Annotated in this window: 22 protein-coding genes; 7 read left to right on the top strand and 15 right to left on the bottom strand. The window is 70.6% G+C overall.

Annotated elements, in window-relative coordinates:
- Positions 1 to 56: 56 nt before the first annotated feature.
- The 9 genes from AB0I88_RS34685 to AB0I88_RS34645 all read right to left on the bottom strand — a co-directional run bounded on the left by AB0I88_RS34685 (position 57) and on the right by AB0I88_RS34645 (position 8,044).
- A complete protein-coding gene (locus AB0I88_RS34685; RefSeq protein ID WP_361034642.1) occupies positions 57 to 812 on the bottom strand; it encodes a maleylpyruvate isomerase family mycothiol-dependent enzyme in 756 nt (251 codons plus the stop codon).
- A 272-nt stretch (positions 813 to 1,084) separates the two neighbouring features.
- Positions 1,085 to 1,585, bottom strand: a complete 501-nt coding sequence (locus tag AB0I88_RS34680; protein ID WP_361034678.1) for a metal-sulfur cluster assembly factor — start codon at positions 1,583 to 1,585, stop codon at positions 1,085 to 1,087.
- Positions 1,586 to 1,897: 312 nt separating this feature from the next.
- Complete coding sequence (gene sufU / locus AB0I88_RS34675; protein WP_361034639.1) at positions 1,898 to 2,353, bottom strand: Fe-S cluster assembly sulfur transfer protein SufU; 456 nt, start codon at positions 2,351 to 2,353, stop codon at positions 1,898 to 1,900.
- The gene (locus AB0I88_RS34670; RefSeq protein ID WP_361034636.1) at positions 2,353 to 3,582 is read right to left on the bottom strand and encodes a cysteine desulfurase; all 1,230 of its coding nucleotides are present in this window, start codon (positions 3,580 to 3,582) and stop codon (positions 2,353 to 2,355) included. Before AB0I88_RS34670 ends, sufU begins: the two co-directional genes overlap by 1 nt.
- 10 nt (positions 3,583 to 3,592) lie before the next feature.
- Positions 3,593 to 4,351, bottom strand: a complete 759-nt coding sequence (gene sufC / locus AB0I88_RS34665) for a Fe-S cluster assembly ATPase SufC (RefSeq protein ID WP_361034633.1) — start codon at positions 4,349 to 4,351, stop codon at positions 3,593 to 3,595.
- Entirely contained in the window at positions 4,348 to 4,680 is a 333-nt protein-coding gene (locus tag AB0I88_RS34660) for a non-heme iron oxygenase ferredoxin subunit (RefSeq protein ID WP_361034630.1), read from the bottom strand. Before AB0I88_RS34660 ends, sufC begins: the two co-directional genes overlap by 4 nt.
- Entirely contained in the window at positions 4,680 to 5,807 is a 1,128-nt protein-coding gene (sufD, locus tag AB0I88_RS34655) for a Fe-S cluster assembly protein SufD (protein ID WP_361034627.1), read from the bottom strand. The genes AB0I88_RS34660 and sufD overlap by 1 nt, the downstream gene beginning before the upstream one ends.
- A 47-nt stretch (positions 5,808 to 5,854) precedes the next feature.
- Positions 5,855 to 7,276, bottom strand: a complete 1,422-nt coding sequence (gene sufB, locus AB0I88_RS34650) for a Fe-S cluster assembly protein SufB (protein WP_361034624.1) — start codon at positions 7,274 to 7,276, stop codon at positions 5,855 to 5,857.
- A 33-nt stretch (positions 7,277 to 7,309) separates the two neighbouring features.
- Complete coding sequence (locus tag AB0I88_RS34645) at positions 7,310 to 8,044, bottom strand: transcriptional regulator (RefSeq protein WP_361034621.1); 735 nt, start codon at positions 8,042 to 8,044, stop codon at positions 7,310 to 7,312.
- A 115-nt stretch (positions 8,045 to 8,159) separates the two neighbouring features.
- On the opposite strand from AB0I88_RS34645, the gene AB0I88_RS34640 reads away from it, so the two are divergent.
- Positions 8,160 to 9,137 carry a COX15/CtaA family protein gene (locus AB0I88_RS34640; protein ID WP_361034618.1) on the top strand — a complete coding sequence of 326 codons (978 nt, stop codon included), beginning with the start codon at positions 8,160 to 8,162 and terminating at the stop codon, positions 9,135 to 9,137.
- Between the two features lie 60 nt (positions 9,138 to 9,197).
- On the opposite strand, the gene AB0I88_RS34635 is transcribed toward AB0I88_RS34640, so the two are convergent.
- The 3 genes from AB0I88_RS34635 to AB0I88_RS34625 all read right to left on the bottom strand — a co-directional run bounded on the left by AB0I88_RS34635 (position 9,198) and on the right by AB0I88_RS34625 (position 11,527).
- Entirely contained in the window at positions 9,198 to 10,034 is an 837-nt protein-coding gene (locus AB0I88_RS34635; RefSeq protein ID WP_361034675.1) for a hypothetical protein, read from the bottom strand.
- 41 nt (positions 10,035 to 10,075) lie between these two features.
- Positions 10,076 to 10,369, bottom strand: coding sequence for a hypothetical protein (locus tag AB0I88_RS34630; protein WP_361034615.1), 294 nt, complete (start codon positions 10,367 to 10,369; stop codon positions 10,076 to 10,078).
- Positions 10,370 to 10,567: 198 nt separating this feature from the next.
- Positions 10,568 to 11,527 carry a heme o synthase gene (locus AB0I88_RS34625; protein WP_361034612.1) on the bottom strand — a complete coding sequence of 320 codons (960 nt, stop codon included), beginning with the start codon at positions 11,525 to 11,527 and terminating at the stop codon, positions 10,568 to 10,570.
- Positions 11,528 to 11,713: 186 nt separating this feature from the next.
- Here AB0I88_RS34625 and tkt point away from each other — a divergent pair, with 186 nt between their 5' ends.
- The 5 genes from tkt (at position 11,714) to pgl (ending at position 18,461) form a co-directional block, all read left to right on the top strand.
- A complete protein-coding gene (gene tkt / locus AB0I88_RS34620; RefSeq protein ID WP_361034609.1) occupies positions 11,714 to 13,900 on the top strand; it encodes a transketolase in 2,187 nt (728 codons plus the stop codon).
- A gap of 38 nt (positions 13,901 to 13,938) precedes the next feature.
- The gene (gene tal, locus AB0I88_RS34615) at positions 13,939 to 15,042 is read left to right on the top strand and encodes a transaldolase (RefSeq protein ID WP_361034606.1); all 1,104 of its coding nucleotides are present in this window, start codon (positions 13,939 to 13,941) and stop codon (positions 15,040 to 15,042) included.
- A 71-nt stretch (positions 15,043 to 15,113) separates the two neighbouring features.
- Entirely contained in the window at positions 15,114 to 16,631 is a 1,518-nt protein-coding gene (zwf, locus tag AB0I88_RS34610) for a glucose-6-phosphate dehydrogenase (protein WP_361034603.1), read from the top strand.
- Complete coding sequence (locus AB0I88_RS34605; RefSeq protein ID WP_361034600.1) at positions 16,628 to 17,602, top strand: glucose-6-phosphate dehydrogenase assembly protein OpcA; 975 nt, start codon at positions 16,628 to 16,630, stop codon at positions 17,600 to 17,602. Before zwf ends, AB0I88_RS34605 begins: the two co-directional genes overlap by 4 nt.
- Positions 17,603 to 17,714: 112 nt before the next feature.
- On the top strand, positions 17,715 to 18,461 hold the full coding sequence (gene pgl, locus AB0I88_RS34600) for a 6-phosphogluconolactonase (protein WP_361034597.1): 747 nt from the start codon (positions 17,715 to 17,717) through the stop codon (positions 18,459 to 18,461).
- A 67-nt stretch (positions 18,462 to 18,528) separates the two neighbouring features.
- On the opposite strand, the gene AB0I88_RS34595 is transcribed toward pgl, so the two are convergent.
- From AB0I88_RS34595 to AB0I88_RS34585, 3 genes are read right to left on the bottom strand one after another with little or no spacing between them, the layout of a single operon-like run.
- The gene (locus AB0I88_RS34595; protein WP_361034594.1) at positions 18,529 to 19,026 is read right to left on the bottom strand and encodes a hypothetical protein; all 498 of its coding nucleotides are present in this window, start codon (positions 19,024 to 19,026) and stop codon (positions 18,529 to 18,531) included.
- Positions 19,023 to 19,601, bottom strand: a complete 579-nt coding sequence (locus AB0I88_RS34590) for a sigma-70 family RNA polymerase sigma factor (protein ID WP_361034591.1) — start codon at positions 19,599 to 19,601, stop codon at positions 19,023 to 19,025. The genes AB0I88_RS34595 and AB0I88_RS34590 overlap by 4 nt, the downstream gene beginning before the upstream one ends.
- 49 nt (positions 19,602 to 19,650) lie before the next feature.
- On the bottom strand, positions 19,651 to 20,082 hold the full coding sequence (locus tag AB0I88_RS34585; protein ID WP_361034588.1) for a hypothetical protein: 432 nt from the start codon (positions 20,080 to 20,082) through the stop codon (positions 19,651 to 19,653).
- A 106-nt stretch (positions 20,083 to 20,188) separates the two neighbouring features.
- Here AB0I88_RS34585 and AB0I88_RS34580 point away from each other — a divergent pair, with 106 nt between their 5' ends.
- A complete protein-coding gene (locus tag AB0I88_RS34580) occupies positions 20,189 to 20,794 on the top strand; it encodes a GNAT family N-acetyltransferase (protein WP_361034585.1) in 606 nt (201 codons plus the stop codon).
- Positions 20,795 to 20,888: the final 94 nt, after the last annotated feature.

Here is a 20,888-nt window from a genome sequence, read left to right as displayed (position 1 = left end):
CACCCGCGCCATCGGCAGCGGTGAACGACTCGCGGCGACTCGCCACGGTGGGTCGATCAGTCCATCTTGCTCCAGGCGCAGAGCTGGTCGGCGACGGCACGGTCGCCGTCGACCCGGACATCGGTCAGGGGAATGCGCCGATAGAGGACCAGCACCAGCTCGCTCGCGGTGGCCTGGATGCGGGTGACCGGCTCACCGCTGGCCGGTGGGTCGGCCCGGGCGCCGGCCGGAGACAGGTCGAGGGTCCACGACGGGCCCTCGATCGCCTGGAAGGCGACCCGGGCCGGGCGATGCGGCCAGGCGCCCAGTGAGCCCAGGCAGACCGTGAGGAACTCGCTCACCCCGTCGACGGCGACAGCGGCCGGAAGCGGCTCGGGTCTGCCGATGGCCTCCTGCGCGTCATAGGCGTGGACAGCCGCCTCCTGCACCTGATGACGGGCGACCGCTCCGGCCGTCAACGGCACGCCCGACTCGGCCCACCAGGCCCAACTGGGCGACTCCGGCCCGGCGGCACGCAGCGCGTCCAGCAGCAGGCCGGTGGACTCGCTGAGCCACTCCGACAGGTCGCCCTCCGGCTCCTTCTCCCCACGCTGCCCGGGCGGAGGCGGCCCCGAGTCGTCGGCGGCGGTGACCGTGGCGGCCCAGAAACGCTGGACACCGCCGAGGTGGACGACCAGGTCGGTGAGCGACCAGTCGGGGCAGCCCGGAACAGTGACCGCCAGGTCCGGCGCGGCGTCGACGGCGTCACGCAGCGCCGCGGACCGGCTTTCGATCAGGGCGAGGATCTCGGGAAACGGCGGAGTCGAAGTCATGCCCGGTTTCTACCACCGGGGTCCGACAGGAAACGGCATGCCTGATCACGCACCGCCCTCAGGACGTACGCCGAGCGGGCCCACCCGCCGAAGAACCGGCACCACCGACGTACGCCGAGCCGGACCGGACCGTAGAAGGACCGCCACCAGGGCCGTACGTCGACCGGCCCGGGGCCACCGAAGAACCGGCACCACGGACTGAGGAACCGGCCGAAGGACGACAGACCGAAGGGCGGCACGCCGAACGCGTACCGCCCTTCGGATCGGGTCTTTCAGACGTTGAAGCCGAGCGCCCGCAGCTGGTCGCGGCCGTCGTCGGTGATCTTGTCCGGGCCCCACGGCGGAAGCCACACCCAGTTGATGCGGAAGTCGCTGACGAGCCCGCCGCCCGGGCCACCGGTAAGGGCCTGCCGGGTCTGGTCCTCGATGACGTCGGTCAACGGGCAGGCCGCCGAGGTCAGCGTCATGTCGATGGTGACCACGTTGTCGTCGTCGACATGCGTGCCGTAGACGAGGCCCAGGTCGACGACGTTGATGCCGAGCTCGGGGTCGACGACGTCCTTCATCGCCTCCTCGACGTCCGCGATCGACGCCTTCTTCACCGCGGTCCCGCCGGAGACGGAACCGGCGGCGACCGCGTCGGCGCCGGCCCCGGACGGCGCGCTCGAACCGGTTGCGGCGCCGGGCGTGGCCGACACGCTGACGCCCGGCACCTCGACCGGCTCGCCGGCCTCAGCGGCGGCGGCCCGCTCGGCCGCCAGCCAGTCCGGCACCTCCTCGCCCGCGCCGGGAGCCGCACCGGACGCCGGAGCCGAAGCCACGGTCCGGGCCGTGTCGGCCGGCGAAGCCTGAACCCGGGCAGCGTTCGAGGTCGAGGCCACCTCAGTGGCCACGTCGGTCTTGTCTGTCATGCTGTCCCTCCCTGGGCATGTCCTCCCGGCCCTCGCCCACAACGCCGCGACACGGCGCCGGCAGAATGCCGCTCGGTGCAGTCGGTCATGCTGTCCCTCCCTGGGCATGTCCTCCCGGCCCTCGCCCACAACGCCGCGACACGGCGCCGGCAGAATGCCGCTCGGTGCAGTCGGTCACGCTTTCACCTCGGGGCTCACGCCCACCTCCACGCCTGCCCGCGCCGCCGCGTCCTTGAACGCCATCCAGGGCAGCAGCGCGCATTTCACCCGGGCCGGGAATTTCGCCACACCGGCGAAGGCGACGCCGTCGCCGAGGACTTCCTCGTCGGCTTCGATCTGGCCGCGGCTCTGCATCAGATCGACGAACGCGTGGTGGATCCTCGAGGCCGTGGCCGCGTCCTTGCCCTGCAGCAACTCGTGCAGCACCGACGCCGAGGCCTGGCTGATGGAGCATCCGACACCATCGAACGAGATCTCCTGCAGATCGCGGGACACGCGTACGGTGATCTCGTCGCCACACGTCGGGTTGACGTGGTGCGCCTCCCCGTCGTACGGATCCCGCAGTCCACGCCCGTGCGGGTTCTTGTAGTGGTCCAGGATGATCTCCTGGTAGAGACCGTCGAGCATCATCAGCCGAACACCTTCCGGACCTGGTCGAGGCCGCGCACCATGGCGTCGATCTCCGCCATGGTCGTGTAGAGGTAGAACGAGGCCCGGGTCATCGCCGGGACGCTGAACCGGGAGCAGACCGGCCGCGCGCAGTGATGCCCGACCCGCACCTCGACACCCAGGGCGTCCAGAATCTGTCCCACGTCGTGCGGATGTACCCCGTCCACGCCGAACGACACCGTGCCGCCCCGGCCCTCGACCGTCGCCGGCCCGAAGATCCGTACGCCGGGAACGGAGGCGAGCGCGTCCAGCGCGTACCGTGTGATGTCCTGTTCGTGCTGGTGGATCGCCTCCATGCCCAGCCCGGTGAGATAGTCGACGGCGGCGCCGAGCCCGATCGCCTCGGTGATCGGCGGCGTGCCGGCCTCGAACCGTGCCGGAGGCGCGGCGTAGGTGGTCCGGCCCATGGTGACCGTCTCGATCATCGACCCGCCGGCCAGGAACGGGGGCATCCGGGAGAGCAGGTCGAACCGCCCCCAGAGCACGCCGATGCCGGTCGGCCCGAGCATCTTGTGCCCGGTGAAGGCGATCAGGTCGGCACCGAGCGCCCCCACGGAGAGGGGCAGGTGCGGGACCGACTGCGAGCAGTCGAGCATCAGCAGCGCACCGACGTCACGCGCCCGGGACGCGATCCGCGAGACGTCGTTGACCGTGCCGAGCACGTTGGACATGTGCACCAGCGAAACGATTTTGGCTCGTGGGGAGACCAGGGACTCCAGATCGGTCTCGTCGAGACGGCCCTCGTCGGTGATGCCGAACCAGCGCAGGGTCGCACCGGTCCGCTCGCAGAGCAGCTGCCACGGCACCAGGTTGGAGTGGTGCTCCATCTCGGAGATCACCACCTCGTCGCCGGGGCCGAGCCGCAGCATCTGGCCCAGCGAGTACGCCGCCAGGTTGATGGCCTCGGTGGAGTTCTTGGTGAACACCACCTCGTCCGGGCTCGCCGCGCCGATGAAGGCCGCGACGCGGGCCCGGGCACCCTCGTAGGCCTCGGTCGACTCGGTGCCGAGCGTGTGCACGGAGCGGGACACGTTGCCGTTGTACCGCTCCTGGTGCGCACGCATGACGTCGAGCACCTGAACCGGCTTCTGCGAGGTGTTGGCGCTGTCCAGGTAGACCAGCGGGTGGCCGTTGACCTCCCGTTGGAAGATCGGGAAGTCCTTGCGGACCCGCTCGACGTCGAAACTCATCAGTGACCTCTCAGGCCTTGACCAGGAACTTCTTGTAACCCTCGGCCTCGAGTTGCTCGCCCAGCTCCGGGCCGCCCTCCTCGACGATCCGGCCGCCGACGAAGACGTGCACGAAGTCCGGCTTGATGTAACGCAGGATCCGGGTGTAGTGGGTGATCAGCAGGAAGCCGGTATCGCCGCCGGCGCGGACCCGGTTGACGCCCTCGCTGACCACCTGGAGCGCGTCGATGTCGAGACCGGAGTCGGTCTCGTCGAGGATCGCCATCTTCGGCTTGAGCAGCTCCAGCTGCATGATCTCGTGCCGCTTCTTCTCACCGCCGGAGAAGCCCTCGTTCACGTTGCGCTGCGCGAACGCCGGGTCCATCTGCAGCCGCTCCATGGCGCCGCGCAGTTCGCCGGCCCAGGTGCGCAGCTTCGGCGCCTCGCCGTCGATCGCGGTCTTGGCGGTACGCAGGAAGTTCGCCACCGAGACGCCGGGCACCTCGACCGGGTACTGCATGGCCAGGAAGAGGCCGGCCCGGGCGCGCTCGTCGACGCTGAGCTCCAGGATGTCCTGACCGTCCAGGGTCACCGAGCCGCCGGTGATCTCGTATTTCGGGTGACCGGCGATGGAGTAGGCCAGCGTCGACTTGCCGGAGCCGTTCGGGCCCATGATGGCGTGCGTCTCGCCCGACTTGATGGTGAGGTCGACCCCGGCGAGGATCGGCTTCAGCTCGCCATCCGGCAGCTTCACCGAAACCTGCAGGTCGCGGATCTCCAGGGTGCTCACGGCTCTACTCCATTGCTAGGTGTCGTCGAAACGTAGATGTCACCGTCGCGGATCTCGACGGCGTAGACCGCCACCGGCTCGATGGCGGGCGGTCCGGAGGGTTCACCGGTGCGCAGGTCGAACCGGGAGCCGTGCAGCCAGCACTCCAGCGTGCACCCGTCCACCTCACCCTCGGAGAGGGCGACCGAGGCGTGGCTGCACTCGTCGCGGACCGCGTAGAAGACGTCGTCGTCGGCGTGGACGACCGCGATCTCGACCCCGTCGACCTCCACCTGGAGGGCGGTGCCCTTCGCGATGTCCGACGCCGGGCCGACGTTCTCGAAATCCACTACCGGCCTACCTCGGCCAGGCGGGCCTCGATCGCGTCGCCGAGCCGCTCACGCAGCTCCTCGACCGGGATCTTGTGGATCAGCTCGGCGAAGAAGCCGCGGACCACCAGCTTCCGCGCCTCCGGCTCGGGGATGCCGCGGGCCATCAGGTAGAACAACTGCTCGTCGTCGAAGCGGCCGGTCGCGCTCGCGTGCCCGGCGCCGGCGATCTCGCCGGTCTCGATCTCCAGATTGGGTACGGAGTCCGCGCGCGCCCCCTCGGTGAGGAGCAGGTTCCGGTTGATCTCATACGTGTCGGTGCCGGTGGCGGCGGCCCGGATCAGCACGTCGCCGACCCAGACGGTGCGTGCCGAGGAGCCCTGCAGCGCCCCGCGGTAGCCCACGTAGCTGCGGCAGTCCGGAACCGCGTGGTCGACCAGTTGACGGTGCTCGTGGTGCTGGCCGGCGTCGGCGAAGTAGAGCCCCCACAGTTCGGCGTCGCCGCCGCGGCCCGTGTACTCCACGCTGGTGAACTGCCGGACCAGGTCGCCGCCCAGGGTGACCTGGACGTGCTGGACCCGGGCGTCCCGGCCGACCCGGATCTTGACGTGCTGGGCCTGCACCGCGTCCCGGTCCCACTCCGCGAGGGTGACGAAGGTGAGCTGGGCTCCGTCGCCGACCACGACCTCGATGTTGTCGGCGAGGGTGACCGAACCGGTCTGCTCCAGCACGACCGTCGCCTTGGCGAAGGCGCCGACCTTGACGAAGGTGCGGGCCGCCGCGGCGTCGCCGCCCTTGCCGACCAGCCGGATGACGGCGGGCTCGGCGGGCTCGGCCTCGGCGGCCACCTCGATCACGGTGACCGTCGCGGCCGATCCGTACGCGAGCGCGCTGATCCGGTCGAACGGGGTGAGCACCGGCTCCACACCGTCCGCGTCGGACACCGTCACGCCGTCGGGCAGGTCGCCGTGCTCGACCGACGGCGCGGCGCCGGTCAGCGTGCCCGCGGCGACCAGGTCACGCAGCCGCTTGAGCGGGGTGAAACGCCACTCCTCCTCCAGGCCGTTGAGGGCCGGGAAGTCGGCGACGTCGAAGGAGCGCAGCACCTGCGACTTGGTGCTCGGCGGGGCGATGGCCTCGGTAGTCATTTCGTCCTTTATATCCGCTTCGTTAGGGGGTGGGAGGGCTGGGCTGGTCAGCCCACCGCCCCCTCCATCTGGAGCTCGATGAGGCGGTTGAGCTCCAGCGCGTACTCCATCGGGAGCTCCTTGGCGATCGGCTCGATGAAGCCGCGCACGATCATCGCCATCGCCTCGTCCTCGGTGAGGCCACGGCTCATCAGGTAGAAGAGCTGGTCCTCGCTGACCTTGGAGACGGTCGCCTCGTGGCCCATGTTGACGTCGTCCTCGCGGATGTCGACGTACGGGTACGTGTCCGACCGGGAGATCGTGTCGACCAGCAGCGCGTCGCACTTGACCGTGCTCTTGGAGTGCGACGACCCCTCCAGCACCTGCACGAGACCCCGGTACGACGTCCGGCCGCCGCCCCGGGCGATCGACTTGGAGATGATCGTCGAGGAGGTGTGCGGCGCGGCGTGCACCATCTTGGCGCCGGAGTCCTGGTGCTGGCCCTCGCCGGCCATCGCGATGGAGAGCACCTCGCCCTTGGCGTGCGGGCCGGTCATGTAGACGGCCGGGTACTTCATCGTCACCTTGGAGCCGATGTTGCCGTCGATCCACTCCATGGTCGCGCCCTCTTCGCAGGTGGCGCGCTTGGTGACCAGGTTGTAGACGTTGTTCGACCAGTTCTGGATGGTCGTGTAACGGACCCGGGCGTTCTTCTTCACGACGATCTCGACGACCGCGGAGTGCAGCGAGTCGGACGAGTAGATCGGCGCCGTGCAACCCTCGACGTAGTGCACGTAGCTGCCCTCGTCGGCGATGATCAGGGTCCGCTCGAACTGGCCCATGTTCTCCGTGTTGATCCGGAAGTAGGCCTGCAGCGGGATGTCCACGTGCACGCCCTTCGGCACGTAGATGAAGGAGCCGCCGGACCAGGTCGCGGTGTTCAGCGCGGCGAACTTGTTGTCGCCGACCGGGATCACCGTGCCGAAGTACTCCTTGAAGACGTCCTCGTGCTCCTTGAGCGCGGTGTCCGTGTCCAGGAAGAGGACGCCCTGCTGCTCCAGGTCCTCACGGATGGCGTGGTAGACGACCTCGGACTCGTACTGCGCGGCGACACCGGCGACGAGGCGCTGCTTCTCCGCCTCCGGGATGCCCAGCTTGTCGTACGTCGCCTTGATGTCCTCGGGAAGCTCCTCCCACGAGGTGGCCTGCTTCTCGGTGGAGCGGACGAAGTACTTGATGTTCTGGAAGTCGATGCCGGTGAGGTCGGCGCCCCAGTGCGGCATCGGCTTGCGGCCGAACAGCCGCAGGCCCTTGAGCCGGAGGTTCAGCATCCACTCCGGCTCGTTCTTCTTCGCGGAGATGTCGCGCACCACCGCCTCCGACAGGCCGCGCTGCGCGGCCGCGCCGGCGACGTCCGCGTCGGCCCAGCCGTACTCGTAGCGACCCAGAGCGGCGAGGTGCTCTTCCTGGGTGGCGATCTGGTCAGTCATGTATCTGTCCTAACCGTGATGGTAGGCGGGCCGTCAGTCCGTGTACGGGTGGTGGGCGGGATGGTCGGGTGAAGGGTGCGCATGACGAGCGGGAATGTGCGTGGTGCACACTCCGTCGCCGTGCGCGATGGTGGCGAGACGCTGCACGTGGGTGCCGATGAGCCGCGAGATGACCTCGGTCTCGGCGTCGCACAGCTGAGGGAACTCGGCGGCCACGTGAGCCACCGGGCAAGAGTGCTGGCACAGCTGCCCACCGGACCCGATCGTGGTCGCGTTTGCAGCGTAGCCTTCGGCGGTCAGCACCTCGGCGAGCGCCTCCACACGCGCGATCGGATCGTGACCCGCTGATAGAAGAGCCGCTTGGCAGCGCTCCTCGAGAGCCGCGACCTGAGCCGACGCGAAGGCGGAGACGGCCTCGGACCCGTGGTGCTGCGCGATCCAGCGCAGCGCGGCGGAGGCGATGCCGTCGTAGTGGTGCGGATTGAGCTCCTCGCGGGCGGCGGGCGTGAGAGCGAACGCCTTCGCCGGCCGGCCCCGGCCGCGCGGACGGCTGCTGCGGACCTCCCGTGTCTCCACCAGGTGGTCGGCGAGCATCGCGTCCAGGTGCTTGCGGATGGCCGCGGGGCTCAGGCCCAGGTCGGCGCCGAGCTCGGCCGCGGTGGCCGCGCCCCGCTTCAGCAGCAGCTGCGCGACACGATCACGGGTACGCCCGTCCGCCGCGCCGGCCTGCGCCGGTGCGCCGATCTGGAGCAGCACCTCGTTTTTCACTACGGCAACGTTACGTATTTCCCGGGAGCCCTGCAAACCCGGGGGCCGGTGATCCACCACACCGGCATCCGGAGCTGGGAAAATCAAGATCCACTGCAGGCGTACGATGCGCGGGGTGAAGTCATCCAAGGTGCGCCTGGCGTCCGCTTTCCTGGCCTCCCGCCCGGTGCGATGGTGCGGATCGTCGCTGCGCGGGCTGGCCTTCGCGTCGCTGGTGGCGAACGTCGGGATCATCGTCACCGGCGCGGCGGTCCGGCTCACCAAGTCCGGCCTCGGCTGCCCCACCTGGCCCCGGTGCACCGACGACTCCTACACGACGACGCCCGAGATGGGCATCAACGGCGTCATCGAGTTCGGCAACCGGCTGCTCACCTTCGTGCTGATCGCGATCGCGGTCGCCTGCTTCCTGGGCGCGCTCGCCCGGGGCCGGCGCTCGCTGGTCAAGCTGTCGGTCGCGGTGGCGCTGGGCATCCCCGGCCAGGGCGTGATCGGCGGCATCACGGTGCTCACCAACCTCAACCCGTGGGTGGTCGGCCTGCACTTCATCCTCTCCATCGCGCTGGTCACCGGGGCGTACGCGTTGTGGCGCCGGGTCGACGAGGGCGACGGCGATCCGGTTCCGCTGGTCCCGGCCCCGCTGCGGCAACTCGCCCGGGTGCTGGCCGCGGCGAGTTTCGCGGTGATCGCGGCCGGCGTGGTGGTGACCGGCAGCGGCCCGCACTCCGGCGACCAGGGCGCCAAGCGCAACGGCCTCGATCCGGAGCAGATCTCCCAGGTGCACGCCGACCTGGTGTTCCTGCTGATCGGCCTGACCGTGGCGCTGTGGTTCGCGCTGCGCGCGGTGGACGCCCCGGCGGCCGCGGTGCGCGCCGTCGCGGTGCTGTTCTGGGTGGAGATGGGTCAGGGCCTGATCGGCTTCGTGCAGTACTTCACGCATCTGCCGGTGGCGCTGGTCGCCGCGCACATGCTCGGGTCCGCCCTGGTGTGGACGGCCACGCTGGCGGTGGTCTGGTCGCTGCGGTCGCGTCCCGGTCCGCCGGTGCCGGCTCAGCCGTCCCCGGTCACCGTGGGCGAGCCGGTCCCGGCCACCTGACGACCGAACCGGTCCCCGGCGCCCGGCCACCCGAAGCCGCCCGTGAGGGCGGGCGGGCCGTCAGAGACGGGCGAGGATCGCGTCGGCGAGCCGCTCGGCGGACCCGGGCGCGGTCAGCAGGAACAGCGACGGCTCGGTGAGCTCGAGCTCCACCAGCATGGGCGACCCGTCCGGACCGGGGATCAGGTCGATCCGGGCGTAGAGCAGCCGCTTGGCCCCGCCCGGGACGACCGCGAGCACCCGCTCCGCCACGTCGAGTTCGGCCGGCGACGGCTGCCGCGGGCTGATCTGCTCCGAGCCGGGGTCGATCGCCGCGCCGGCCGGGCCGACGAGCATCGGTCCTTTCCGGATGGCGTGGCTGAAGGTCAGTTCGCCGGTCTGGTCCGGCGTGCAGAGCACCGCGGTCTCGCCGGCGGTGTCCACCGCGGACAGGTACGGCTGGATCATGGCGGTCCGCCCGGCCGTGGTCAGCCGCTCGACATGTGCCGTGGCGAGATCGGACCGGCCGGGCAGGGTGTAGCGGGCGGTGTCCTGGCTGCCGGCGCTGACCGTCGGCTTGACCACCCACTGTCCCTCGGCCGGCGCGGTCCAGGTCTCACCCGGCGCGACGAACGTGGTGGGGATGATCGGGATGCCGGCCGCCTCGAGATCGCTCAGGTACCGCTTGTCGGTGTTCCAAGCGACGATGTCGGCCGGGTTGGCCAGCCGCGGGACGGAGGCGGCCCAGGCGACGAACCGGTCGTGGCGGGCCACATAGTCCCAGGGCGAGCGGAGCACCACCAGGTCGTAGGCGGCCCAGTCGGCCACCGGGTCGTCCCAGCGGACGGCGTCGACCACCACCCCGCGCTCGCGCAGCGCGTCACGCAGGGGGTGGTCGTCCTCCCACAGGTCGGGCATGTCGGCGGAGGTGACCAGCGCGACGCGGGAGGTGGGGCTCGTCAACGGGCCATGCTCCGGCGCGACATCGATCGCCAGAGGTCGTTGCTGGGGCGCATCTGCTCCATCAGCTCGCGCTCCCACTCGTTCTCCACCTGCACTCCGGCATGCTCGCAGGCCTGCCGGGCGACACCGGTGTCCTCGGCGAACTGGTCGGACCACTCGCCGTCCTCACCCACGAGGACGATGCGGGCGCCGCGCTTACCGACGTACTCGATCACCGCCTTGGCGCCGCCGTGGCCGGCGGCGAAAGACTTGATCTCAGAGGTCAGTGTCATTACGGAACCTTCTGCCATGGCCCGAGCCTAAGCAGTCAGCTACGCCGCTGGGGGCACTCCGAGCCGTTTTTGTGACTCCAATTACCTGCGGGTTTCACGAGGCGGCGCATTGTTATGAGCCGATTACGTCCGAATTGCTCCGGCACCTGGAATCCGTCCTTCGAGTGACGGACAGCGACCGACACTGGTGGCAATCCGGGCATCCTGTGCGACGGATCAAATCAGAGCGTCGACAGCGACGGCCATGAAGACCACGGTGAGGTACGTGATGGACAGGTGGAACAGTCGCATCGGCTTCATCGCGGCGCCGGCGCGGGTCTGCCGGACCAGCCGCACCGCCTCGGCCAGGAAGACCGCGCCCATCACGATCGCGGTGACCCCGTAGACCGGGCCGAGCCCGAGCGGCCAGGCGACGAGCGAGGCCGCCACCGTGAGGACGGTGTAGACGAGGATCTCGAAGTTGACCCGCTCCATCGAGCGGACCACGGGAAGCATCGGGATACCGGCCCGCGCATAGTCGTCCTTGTACTTCACGGCGAGCGCATAGAAATGCGGCATCTGCCAGAAGAAGACAACCGCAAAAAGCGCCCACGCCATCGGCGGGATGGTGCCCTCGACCGCCGCCCAGCCGATCACCACGGGCGCGGCGCCGCACACTCCACCCCAGAACGTGTTGGCCGGCGTGCGCCGCTTCAGCCAGAGCGTGTAGACGACGTCGTAGTAGAAGATGGAGAACGCGGTCAGCGCGGTGGCCAGCCAGTTGGTGAGAAGCCCCATGAGTGCGACCGAGATCACAGCGAGGGTCAGCCCGAAGATCAGCACGGCCCGTGGGGTCATCTGGTGGTTCGGCAGCGGCCGCCGCTTCGTACGCCGCATCAGCACGTCGATGTCGCGGTCGATGTAGCAGTTCAGCGCGCTCGCCGCGCCGCCCGCCAGTCCGCCGCCGACCAGCACCGCGCCGAAGGTGACCGGGTCCGGCCACCCCTGCGCGGCCAGCATCATGGTCGGCACGGTGGTGACCAGCAGCAGCTCGACGATCTGCGGCTTGGTCAGGGCGAGGTACGCCCGGAACACCGCCGTCCAGCTCCGCAGGGCCTCGACGCGGGGGTTGCGCGCCGGGCGCTCCGTCGCGCCGGGCGTCCGTCCGCGGACAGGACGCTCGGTGATCATGCTCACGGACAGCCACCTTCCGGCTTCGGCTTGATTTCGCGGTCGTGATCGGGTGACGACCCGGCGGCCCGCCCGGACAGCCTACGCGTCGCCGTCTCCGCTGCTCGGGCCACCCGGTACGGGTGGACACGGTCACACCCTTTGAACCGGCATGTCCGCTCACAGCGTATGTGCCTAGGGCATTCGCTGCGCATGCGTTTAGCCCGACTGGATAGGGTCAAGCCGAATAGGGTTCCATTATTTTGCCCGAGGAGCACAACCGACGTGGCTGCCACAAATCCCGCTCTCAACTGGTCCGACCTCGACCGCAAGGCGGTGGACACCACCCGGGTGCTGGCGATGGACGCCGTGGAGAAGGCCGGCAACGGCCACCCCGGCACCGCCATGAGCCTGGCGCCCGCCGCCTATCTGCTGTTCAACAAGGTGATGCGGCACGACCCGACCGATCCGGAGTGGGCGGGCCGCGACCGGTTCGTGCTGTCCTGCGGTCACTCCAGTCTCACACTGTATGTACAGCTCTTCCTCAATGGCTACAGCCTGTCCCTGGACGACCTGAAGTCGCTGCGCCAGTGGGACTCGCTGACCCCGGGCCACCCGGAGTACGGCCACACCCCCGGCGTCGAGGTCACCACCGGCCCGCTCGGCCAGGGCATCGGCAACGCCGTCGGCATGGCCATGGCGGCCCGCCGCGAGCGCGGCCTGCTCGACCCGGACGCCGCCGCCGGCGAGTCGCCGTTCGACCACTACGTCTACTCGATCGCCTCGGACGGTGACATCGAGGAGGGCGTCAGCCACGAGTCGAGCGCCATCGCCGCGGTGCAGAAGCTCGGCAACCTGGTCGTCGTCTACGACGACAACGAGATCTCCATCGAGGACGACACCCGGATCGCCAAGTGCGAGGACGTCGGCGCCCGCTACGAGGCGTACGGCTGGCACGTCCAGACGGTGGCCTGGCGCGGCGAGGGTGAGTACGCCGAGGACGTCGAGGCTCTGTGGAACGCCGTTCAGGCGGCCAAGGCGGTGACCGACAAGCCGTCGTTCATCGTGCTGAAGACGATCATCGGCTGGCCGGCGCCGAAGAAGCAGAACACCGGCAAGATCCACGGCTCCGCGCTGGGCGCCGCCGAGATCACCGCCACCAAGGAGGTCCTCGGCTTCGCCGACGAGCCGTTCGCGATCGACGACGAGGTCGTCAAGCACGCGCAGCAGGTCGTCGAGCGCGGCAGGGCGGCCCGCGCCGAGTGGCAGAAGTCGTTCGACGCCTGGGCCACGGCCAACCCGGAGCGCAAGGCGCTGTTCGACCGGCTCGCCACCCGCACCCTCCCGGACGGCTGGACCGCCGCGCTGCCCGAGTTCCCGGCGGACGCGAAGGGCCTGGCCACCCGTGCCGCGTCCGGCAAGGTCCTGGAGGCGCTCGCGCCGGTGCTCCCCGAGCTGTGGGGTGGCTCCGCCGACCTGGCGGAGAGCAACAACACCACCATGAAGGGCGAGCCCTCCTTCATCCCGTCGGAGTACGCGACGAAGGAGTTCCCCGGCCACGAGTACGGCCGCACGATGCACTTCGGCATCCGTGAGCACGGCATGGGCTCGATCCTCAACGGCATCGCGGTGCACGGCGGCACCCGTCCGTACGGCGGCACCTTCCTGGTCTTCAGCGACTACATGCGCGGCTCGGTCCGCCTGTCCGCGCTGATGAAGCTTCCGGTCGTCTTCGTGTGGACGCACGACTCGATCGGCCTCGGCGAGGACGGCCCGACGCACCAGCCGATCGAGACGCTGACCGCGCTGCGCGCCATCGTCGGCCTCGACGTGGTCCGCCCGGCCGACGCCAACGAGACCGCCTACGCCTGGCGCGGCGCCCTGGAGCACACCGACCGGCCGACCGCGCTCGCGCTGTCCCGGCAGAACCTGCCCACCGTCGACCGGTCGAAGTACGCGTCGGCCGAGGGCACCCTCAAGGGCGGCTACATCCTCTCCGAGGCGTCCACCGGCACGCCGAAGGTGATCCTGATCGCCAGCGGCTCCGAGGTGCAGTACGCGCTGACCGCCCAGGAGCGCCTGGAGGCCGAGGGCACCCCCACCCGGGTCGTCTCGATGCCCTGCCAGGAGTGGTTCTTCCAGCAGGACACCGCCTACCAGCAGCAGGTGCTGCCGAACGGCGTGAAGGCCCGCGTCACGGTCGAGGCCGGCATCCGGATGAGCTGGGACCGGATCCTCGGCGACGCCGGCGAGGCCGTCAGCATCGAGCACTACGGCGCCAGCGCGCCGGCCTCGGTCCTGTTCGAGCAGTTCGGGTTCACCGCTGACAACGTCGTCGCGAAGGCCCACGCCTCCCTGGCCAAGGTCGGTGAGATCACCGGCCACAAGACCGGCAACTGACCTTCACCACTGCGTCATTCATTCAGGAGTTGAGGGAAATGACCGACAGACTGGCCGAGTTGTCCGCCCAGGGCGTCGCGGTGTGGCTCGACGACCTCTCCCGGGTGCGTCTGTCCAGCGGTTCGCTGGACAAGCTGCGCACCGACCAGCACGTGGTCGGCGTGACCACGAACCCGAGCATCTTCCAGAAGGCGCTCGCCGACGCCCACGCGTACGACGAGCAGGTTCGTGACCTGGCCGTGCAGGGTGTGACGGTCGAGGAGGCGATCCGCCTGATGACCGCCAAGGACGTCCGCTGGGCCGCGGACGTGTTCCGCCCGGCCTACGACGCATCCGCGGGCGTCGACGGCCGGATCTCGATCGAGGTCGATCCGCGCAAGGCGCACGAGACCGAGTCGACGGTCGCCGAGGCGAAGACGCTGTGGTGGCTGGTGGACCGTCCCAACCTCTTCATCAAGATCCCGGCCACCCTGGCCGGCCTGCCCGCCATCACCCAGGTGCTGGGCGCGGGCATCAGCGTCAACGTCACGCTGATCTTCTCGGTGGAGCGGTACGAGGCCGTCATGGAGGCGTTCCTGGCGGGCCTGGAGCTCGCCAAGGCCAACGGCCACGACCTGTCCGAGATCGGATCGGTCGCGTCGTTCTTCGTCTCCCGCGTGGACACCGAGGTGGACAAGCGACTCGACAAGATCGGCTCGGACGAGGCCAAGGCGCTCAAGGGCAAGGCGGCCATCGCCAACGCCCGGCTGGCGTACGAGGCGTACACCAAGGTGTTCGGCACCGACCGGTGGAAGGCCCTGGCCGCCGCGGGCGCGCACCCGCAGCGTCCGCTGTGGGCGTCGACCGGTACGAAGAACCCCGAGTTCCTCGACACGATCTACGTCGAGGAACTGATCGCGCCCGGCACGGTGAACACCATGCCGGAGTCGGTGATCCTCGCGTACGAGGACCACGGCACCACCCGCGGTGACACCGTGACCGGCAACTTCGCGGACGCCCACCAGGTGTTCAGCGACCTCACCGCGGTGGGCATCGACTTCGCCGACGTGTTCAAGGTCCTCGAGGCCGATGGCGTCGACAAGTTCGAGCAGAGCTGGAAGGAGCTGCTGGAGAACGTCGCCAAGACGCTCAAGGCCGCTTAAGCGCCGCACCCCGGAGCGGCCTGTCGTGTGACAGGCCGCTCCGGACCTCCCAGAACTGGCAGGATGACGACGTGGGTAATCCGCTGCGCACCGCACAGGACCGAAGGCTGCCCCGGATCCCGGAGCCCTGCGCTCTGGTGATCTTCGGGGTCACCGGTGACCTGTCCCGTAAGAAGCTCATCCCGGCCGTGTACGACCTGGCCAACCGTGGACTGCTTCCCCCCGGTTTCGTGGTGGTGGGCTACGCCCGCGCCGACTGGGGTGACGGCAGCTTCGAGTCGCTCGCCTACGCGGCCGCCAAGAAGGGCGCCCGGACCCCATGGCGCGAGGACGTCTGGCAGCGCCTCTCCGAGCGCTTCCACTTCATTCCCGGCTCGTTCGACGACGACGCGGCGTTCGATCACCTCGCCGCCACGCTGGACGAGCTGAAGGAGCGCAACGGCATCACCGGCAACGCGGCCTTCTACTTCTCCATCCCGCCGGCCGCGTTCCCGCTGGTGCTCAACCAGCTCAACCGCACCGGCATGGCCGACCCGTCGAAGTCCGGCGGCTGGCGCCGGGTGGTCGTGGAGAAGCCGTTCGGCCACGACTTCCAGAGCGCGGTGCAGCTCAACGAACTCGTCGACGACGTGTTCGTCCCGGAGGACGTCTTCCGGATCGACCACTACCTCGGCAAGGAGACGGTCCAGAACATCCTGGCCCTGCGCTTCGCGAACAGCCTCTTCGAGCCGGTGTGGAACTCGAAGTACGTCGACAGCGTGCAGATCACCATGGCCGAGGACGTCGGCATCGGCAGCCGGGCCGCGTTCTACGACGCCTCCGGCGCCGCCCGCGACGTGCTGCAGAACCATCTGCTGCAGCTGCTCGCCCTGGTCGGCATGGAGGAGCCGACGAGCTTCGACCCCCAGGAGGTACGAGCGGAGAAGCTCAAGGTTCTGAGAGCCATCAGTCTGCCGGCCGACATCAGCACCGGTTCCGTCCGCGGGCAGTACCTTCCCGGCTGGGTCGCCGGTGAGCGCGCCGTCGGCTACCTGGAGGAGCCGAACATCCCGGCGGACTCCACCACGGAGACGTACGCGGCGGTCCGCCTCGGTATTCAGAACCGGCGCTGGGCGGGCGTCCCGTTCTACGTCCGGGTCGGCAAGCGGATGCCGCGCCGGGTCACCGAGATCGCGATCCTCTTCAAGAAGGCGCCACACCTGCCGTTCGACCCCGCCGACGTGGAGATGCTGGGCCACAACCAGCTCGTCGTGCGGGTGCAGCCGGACGAGGGCGTGGTGCTCAAGTTCGGTTCCAAGGTGCCGGGCACCTCGATGGAGGTCCGCGACATCGCGATGGACTTCCAGTACGGCGAGGCGTTCACCGAGTCCAGCCCGGAGGCGTACGAGCGCCTCGTCCTGGACGTGCTGATCGGCGATCGGACGCTCTTCCCCGACGCCGCCGAGATCGAGCAGTCCTGGCGGGTCATCGACCCCCTGGAGGCCGCCTGGTCGGGCACCAAGCCGGAACCGTACCGGGCCGGCGAGTGGGGCCCACGGGCCTCCGACGAGATGCTGGCACGCGAAGGCCGTACCTGGAGGCGGGCATGATCGGGCTATGGGACTCCACCGGTAACGAGGTCGTGAAGGCGCTGGCCGCGGAGCGGCGCAGCGCCGGCGGGGTGGCCTCCGGTCTCGCCCTCACCCTGATCGCGGTGGTCGAGGAGAAGAAGGTCCGGGAGGCGGAGGCGGCCGCCACCATCGCCGCGGCCGCGCACCCCTGCCGGCTGCTCATCGTGGTCCGCTCCGATCTGGAGGGCCGCAGCCGGCTGGACGCCGAGATCGTCGTGGGCGGGCGCCTCGGCCCGGCCGAGGCCGTCGTCATGCGGATGTACGGCCGTCTCGCGCTGCACGCCGAATCGGTCGTCATGCCGCTGCTGGCCCCGGACGTCCCGGTGGTCACGTGGTGGCACCAGGAGCCACCGAACATGATCGCCAACGACTTCCTGGGTGTCGTGGCGGAACGGCGGATCACCGACTGTGCCCAGTCGCCCGACCCGGTGGCCGCGCTGCGGCAGCGGGCCGCCGACTACGCGCCCGGTGACACCGACCTCACCTGGACCCGGATCACGCTGTGGCGGACCCTGGTGGCGGGCGCCTTCGACAGCACCGAGGCCCGGGTCATCGGCGCCCGCATCGTGGCCCCGGACCGGGACCCCACCGGCTGGCTGATGCTCGGCTGGCTGAAGTCCCGCCTCGGCATCGAGCCGGTCCTGGAGCACACCGACCGGTCGCCCCGGATGCATTCGGTGGAGTTGCAGTGCGAGAACGGCGACTGCGTCCGGGTCACCCGTGAGGAGGGCACGGCGCTGTTCAGCCGTACCGGCCAGGAGGACCGCTACATGCCGCTGCCGAAACGGCCGGTCGGCGACGAACTGGCCGAGGAGCTGCGGCGGCTGGACGCCGACCAGATCTACGCGGACGCGCTCGGCGCCATGGCCGGGATCAGCGGCCTGGAGCACCGCAACCCGCACCGGGTCCACGTCTGGAAGGATCCGGCGCTGGCCGCGATCGCCGCCTAGCCGGCGCCTCGCCACGGGGATGGCCGGGGCCGCCCTTTCGTGACACGGGCCGGGTCAGCAACGAGACCGCCCGCCGCGCCGCGGCGGGCGGCCTTTCATCAAGGAGACGCAATTGAGTGAGACCGTGGTCGTGGTGGTTCCGGACGCCGACATCCTGGCGTCCACGGTGGCGGCACGTCTGGTCATCAGGATCATCGACGCGCAGGCGGCACACGGGTCGGCGAGCGTGGTGCTGACCGGCGGGCGGGTCGCGGCGAAGGTGCTGCGCGCGGTCCGGGAACTGCCCGCCTCCGCCGCCATCGACTGGGCCCGGGTGGACCTGTGGTGGGGCGACGAGCGGTACCTGCCGTCCGGCGACCCGGACCGCAACGAGACCCAGGCGCGCGACGCCCTGCTGGACAAGCTGCCGCTCGACCCGGCCCGGGTGCACGCCATGCCCGCCTCGGACGGCCCGGACGGCGACGACGCCATCGCCGCCGCCGCCCGCTACGCGTCCGAACTGGCCGCCGCCGCGGCGCCGGGCGGCCCGCTGCCCCGGTTCGACGTGCTGATGCTCGGCGTCGGCGAGGACGGGCACGTGGCATCGCTGTTCCCCGGCCATCCGGTGCTGCAGCAGACCGGCACGACGGCCGCCACCTTCGACAGCCCGAAGCCGCCGCCGGTCCGGGTCACCCTCACCCTGCCCACCATCCAGAGCGCCGACGAGGTGTGGCTGATCGCGGCCGGACCGGACAAGGCCGCCCCGATCGGCGACGTCCTCTCCGGCGGTCACCTGCCGGCGGCGAGCGCTTTCGGCGTACGGAAGACGCTCTGGCTGCTGGACCAGGCAGCGGCGGCGAACGTGCCCACCCGGGCCTGACCGCCCGCTCGGCTGTCGCGGTCCCGGGCGCGTCGTGCGCCCGGGACCGTCGGCCCGGCTCGGTCCGCTACCGAGCCGGCGTCACTCCCGGCGCGGCGGTGACCGGCTTCGTCGCTGCCGGCGCGGACGTCTCCGGCTCGCTCCCCGGCGCCGCGGACGCCTTCGGCCCGGTTCCCGGCGCGGACGTCTTCGACCTGATTCCCGGGGCGGTCGGCGTGGACGCGACCGGCTCGCTCGACGTCGCCGCGGCCGACGCGGGTGACGCTTCGACGGATGGCGGCCCGGTCGGCACGGGCGACGCGGCCGGGGCGGGCGCCGACGTGCCGGGTCCTGGATCGGCGGGAAGGACCGGCGCCGGCTCGGCGGATCCGGTGAGCACCGTGAAGATCAGGGCCGCCCCGGCGGCCGCCGTCCCGATCGCGATCGCGGCCCACCACCGCCGCCGCACCGGTACGGAGACCGCGGCGGCGGTCGGCGGCGGCTCGAACCGCAGCCGCTCGGCGGTGATCTGCCCGGCCCGGGCCGCCAGCGCGTCCCTCAGCCTGCTCTCCACCTCGTCGGTCACCGCTCCCCCAGTCGCTCGCGCAGGATGGACAGCGCCCGGTGCGCCGTCGACTTGACCGTGCCGCGGGACACCCGCAGCGTGTCGGCGATCTCCCCCTCGGAGAGTTCCGACCAGTAGCGCAGCACCAGAACCTGCCGCTGCCGGACGGTCAGGCCGCGCAGCGCTCGCATCATCTCCCGGTCGTTCTCGCCGAGCATCGCCTCGTCCTCGGCCGCCGGGTTCGTCTCCGGCGGCGGCGCGACGTAGGCGCGGGCGGTACGACGCCGGCGCAGCGCCGAACGCGCCGCGTTGGTCACCGCGGTCACGAGGTACGCGTTCGGGTCCGTCACGCCGCGCAGATCCGGCCCGTGCCGCCGGTAGAGCGCCGTGAACACGTCCTGAACGACGTCCTCCGCCGTCGGCAGGTCGTCGACCAGGAGCACCGCCAGCCGGACCAGGCTGAGCCGCCGGCTGTGGTAGAGCTCGTTGATCGCCGGCGCCCCGGCGGGTGGGGCGCCGCGGCCGGCCGCCCGCACGTCGGCGGAGAGGCCACGCAGCCAGGCGAACAGTGCGGGAAACGGCGGAGCGGAGATCACAGGCGAAACCCCGGGGGTCAGGTGGCGGGAACGAACGGTACCCGCCGGGTCAGCGTGACGACGACGGCGTGGCGGCCGGCTTCGACGGCACCGGGGTGGCGGCCGTCCTGGTCGCTGCCGGGGTGGCGGCCGGCCTCGTCGACGCCGGGGTCACGGCCGGCTTCTTCGGCGCCCGGGTCGCGGCCGGCTTCGACGGCGCCGGGGTGGGGCCCTCTCCCGGGGCCGCCGTCGTCTCCTCGTCACCGGTTGCCGGAACGGGGGACGCCGTCGGCTCGTCACCGGTGGCCGGTGGCGCGGGCTCGGCCGTGGTGGCCTCCGTGCTGGGGCTGGTGACCGGGGCGGGCGTCGCCGCGGTGACGGCCGGGGACGGCTTCGGCGCGGGTTCGGCGTCGCCGGCGAAGGCCGCCGCCGACAGGCCGCCCATTCCCAGGACGGCCACCGCGCCGAGGGTGAGGGTCAGGCCACGGGTCGAGATACGCATGGGGGTTCTCCTGCTCATCGGTGCCTTGTCGCAGGAGTAGACGCGCGGGCCGCGGAAAGGTTGGCGCCGCGAACGTGACGGCCGACACAGTTCTAGACTCGCGGGGATGCAGCCGACGATCCGCGCCTACCGACCCGGCGACCTCGACGCGATCTACGACATCTGTGTGCGCACCGCGGCCTCCGGTGGGGACGCGCGCGGCAGGTACAGCTCCGACCGTCTGCCCGGCGACGTCTGGGCGGTGCCCTACGTGATCCGGGAGCCGGAGCACGCGCACGTGCTCGACGACGGGACCGGCACGGCGGTCGGCTACATCCTCGGCACGGCCGACACCTCGGCGTTCGTCGAGTGGTACCGCGCCGAGTGGCTGCCGTCGACGATCGACCGGTTCCCGGCCGACGATCCACGCGACGCCGCCCTTCTGGCGGCACACCGCAACCCGGACCGGATGCTGCGGCCGGAGTTCGCCGACTATCCGGCACATCTGCACATCGACCTGCTGCCGGACTGGCAGGGCCGGGGCATGGGGCGCGGCCTGATGCGGGCGTTCCTGGACGGCCTGCGCGCGGCCGGAGTCGCCAGGGTGCACCTCGGCATGGCCGCGGACAACGACGGCGCCTACGCCTTCTACCGCCGCCTGGGCTTCCACGACCTGCGGGTACCGGTCACCGGCGCCCGCTTCGTGGGCCGGGACACGAGCCCGCTGACCTGAGCTTGCCGTTTAACCTGCCGGGGTTCGTCGATGTGACCCAGGTCGATCACGAGGGCAGCCCTTGCGTGATCATGGTTCTTGCGAAGGACCCATG

It is taken from the genome of Actinoplanes sp. NPDC049802, assembly GCF_040656595.1.
Taxonomy (GTDB): Bacteria; Actinomycetota; Actinomycetes; order Mycobacteriales; family Micromonosporaceae; genus Actinoplanes.
This window is presented reverse-complemented; position numbering and strand designations above follow the sequence as displayed.